Source organism: Phenylobacterium sp., from assembly GCF_020402505.1.
GTDB lineage: Bacteria > Pseudomonadota > Alphaproteobacteria > Caulobacterales > Caulobacteraceae > Phenylobacterium.
The window spans coordinates 1-2,533 of sequence record NZ_JADBZL010000159.1 but is presented as its reverse complement, the minus strand read 5'-3'; the positions used below and the strand labels follow the sequence as shown (position 1 = coordinate 2,533).

Sequence of the window (2,533 nt, the reverse complement as noted above, 5' to 3'; positions counted from 1 at the left end):
TGGGAGACCCTGTCGACGGCCGAGCTGGCCATGCGGGCCTTCAGCGACTCCTTCCTGGCTCACTATCTGGAGGCGGATGCGGGGGCGCTCCTGGGCTCGGTGGGCGCCTACCGCCTGGAAGGACCCGGGGTCCAGCTGTTCAGTGAAATCCGCGGAGACTACTTCACCATCCTCGGCCTGCCCCTCACCGGCCTCCTGGACCTGCTGCGACGGGAAGGCGTGCTGATCCCATGACGCTCACCGCCGCCACGCGACTGGCCGGAGTCGTCGGCCGGCCTGTCCGCCACTCCCTGAGCCCTGTCATCCACAACGCCTGGCTGGCGGCGGCCGGGCTGGACGGCGCCTATGTGGCCTTCAGCCTGGCGCCGGAGCGCTTTTCCGCCTTCGTCGAGGGCTTCCGGGGCGGCTCCCTGGCCGGCGTTAACGTCACCCTGCCCTTCAAGACCGACGCCCTGGCCGCCGCGGACCGCGTCTCGCCCCGGGCCCGGACCGCGGGGGCCGCAAACGTGCTCGTCTTCGAGGCCGACGGGTCGGTCACAGCCGACAACACGGACGGGGAGGGTCTCCTCTACGCCTTCGCCCGGCAGGCGCCCGGGTTTCGCCCGGAGAGCGGGCCTTTGGTCCTCTTCGGCGCCGGCGGTGCGGCGCGCGGCGCGGCCGCCGCCTTCCTCGAAGCCGGCTGCCCGGAAGTGCGCCTCCTGAACCGGACGCGGTCGCGCGCCGAGGCGGTCGCCGATGCCCTGGGCGGGCGGGTGCGGGTCCTGGATCAGCCCGACGCCGCCGCCCTCGACGGGGCCGCGGCCCTTATCAACGCCAGCTCGGCAGGCCTTGGACCCGACGCGCCGCCCCCACCGGATTTTTCAGCCGCTCCCGCGGGCGCGGTGGCCATGGACATGACCTACAAGCCGCTGCGCACCCCCTTCCTGGAGGCCGCCGCGGCCCGGGGCCTGGCCACCGTGGACGGGCTCGACATGCTCATCGGCCAGGCGCGCCCGGCCTTCGAGGCCTTCTTCGGCCGTCCGCCTCCCGCCGAACCCGACGTCCGCGAGAGGGTCCTGAGCATCCTTGGAGAGGCGACATGATCCACATCGGCCTGACCGGCTCCATCGGGATGGGAAAATCCACCACCGCCCAGATGTTCCGAGACGCGGGCGTTCCCGTATACGACGCCGACGCGGCGGTGGCGGACCTCTATGTCCGGGGGGGAGCGGCGGTCGAACCCCTGGAGGCGGCCTTTCCCGGGGTCACCCGGGACGGCGCGGTGGACCGGGAGGCGCTCCGGATCCGGGTTCTGGGGGACGACGCCGCCATGAACCGCCTGAATGCGGTCGTGCATCCCCTCCTGGGCCGGGACCGCCTGGAATTCCACCGTAAGGCCGAAGCCTCCGGCGCCGACGTCCTGGTGTTCGACATTCCGCTGCTCTTCGAGACCGGCGGCGAACGGAACATGGACGCCGTGGTCGTGGTCACGGCGCCCGCCGAGGTGCAGAGAGCCCGGGTCCTGGCCCGGGAGGGCATGACGCCCGAGCGGCTGGACGCCATCCTCGCCCGCCAGACGCCTGATGCGCAGAAGCGCGAGAGGGCCGACTTCATCATTGACACCGGCCAGGGCCTGGAAGCTGCTCGGGCAGAGGTCGCCCGGGTGCTGGCGGCGGTGCGCGACCCTGCCTTCCGCTCGCGGCGCCCGCCCCCGGCGGATTGAAGCGGCGGCCGAAACAGGGCATTCCGGGGCCATGCCCCGCGAGATCGTCCTCGACACCGAGACCACAGGCTTCGAGCCACACCTCGGCCATCGCCTGGTTGAGATCGCCGCCCTGGAGATAGAGGACTTCCTGCCGACGGGCCGAAGCTTCCACGCCTATATCGATCCGGAGCGGGACATGCCCGCCGATGCGGAACGGGTCCACGGCCTGTCCGCCGCCTTCCTGAAGGGCAAGCCCCGCTTCGCCGACCCTGAAGTGGCGCACGCCTTCCTGGAATTTGTGGGAGAGGCCCCCCTGGTGGCGCACAACGCCGCCTTCGACCGGGCCTTTGTGAACTGGGAGCTGGGCCTCGCCGGTCTTCCGGATCTCCCGGAGCCGCGCTGGGTGGACACCCTGGCCCTCGCGCGCCGGCGCTTCCCGGGGATGCAGAACTCCCTCGACGCCCTCTGCAAGCGATTCAAGATCTCCCTGTCCGAGCGGGAGAAGCACGGCGCCTTGATCGACGCCCGGCTCCTGGCGGCCGTCTACCTGGAGCTCTGCGGCGGGCGGGAGCGGGGCCTTGAGCTGACGGTGGCCCAGGTTTCCGGCGTGGTGGCCATTGAGGGCCGATCCGACTATGGCGCCAGGCCACGCCCCTTGACGCCGCGCTCCAGCGAGGCCGAGCGCGCAGCCCACGCCGAATTCGTGCTGGGAACCGTCAAGTCCGAGCTCTGGAAGACCTGGCTCTGAGCCGGAGGGCCTCAGGCCGTTCCGACCACCACGCCCATGTTCTCGGCCTCGGCCTTCCGGGCCATGTAGACGGCGCCGAAGTCGATCGGGTCGAGCATCAG

At 71.5% G+C, this 2,533-nt stretch carries 4 protein-coding genes; all 4 read left to right on the top strand.

Annotation, left to right across the window (positions count from 1 at the left end):
- Positions 1 to 234 (top strand): Maf family protein (locus IM632_RS11350; RefSeq protein WP_296552347.1); only part of this gene is annotated, 234 nt, incomplete at its 5' end.
- The gene (aroE, locus tag IM632_RS11345; protein WP_296552346.1) at positions 231 to 1,082 is read left to right on the top strand and encodes a shikimate dehydrogenase; all 852 of its coding nucleotides are present in this window, start codon (positions 231 to 233) and stop codon (positions 1,080 to 1,082) included. The genes IM632_RS11350 and aroE, both read left to right, overlap by 4 nt.
- Positions 1,079 to 1,702 carry a dephospho-CoA kinase gene (gene coaE / locus IM632_RS11340; protein ID WP_296552345.1) on the top strand — a complete coding sequence of 208 codons (624 nt, stop codon included), beginning with the start codon at positions 1,079 to 1,081 and terminating at the stop codon, positions 1,700 to 1,702. The genes aroE and coaE overlap by 4 nt, the downstream gene beginning before the upstream one ends.
- A 31-nt stretch (positions 1,703 to 1,733) precedes the next feature.
- A complete protein-coding gene (dnaQ, locus tag IM632_RS11335; RefSeq protein WP_296480138.1) occupies positions 1,734 to 2,432 on the top strand; it encodes a DNA polymerase III subunit epsilon in 699 nt (232 codons plus the stop codon).
- Positions 2,433 to 2,533 lie beyond the last annotated feature (101 nt).

Bases quoted from the DNA above. Each gene is read 5' to 3' on its own strand.
- aroE (WP_296552346.1), top strand. From the start codon at position 231: ATGACGCTCACCGCCGCCACGCGACTGGCCGGAGTCGTCGGCCGGCCT.
- coaE (WP_296552345.1), top strand. From the start codon at position 1,079: ATGATCCACATCGGCCTGACCGGCTCCATCGGGATGGGAAAATCCACC.
- dnaQ (WP_296480138.1), top strand. From the start codon at position 1,734: ATGCCCCGCGAGATCGTCCTCGACACCGAGACCACAGGCTTCGAGCCA.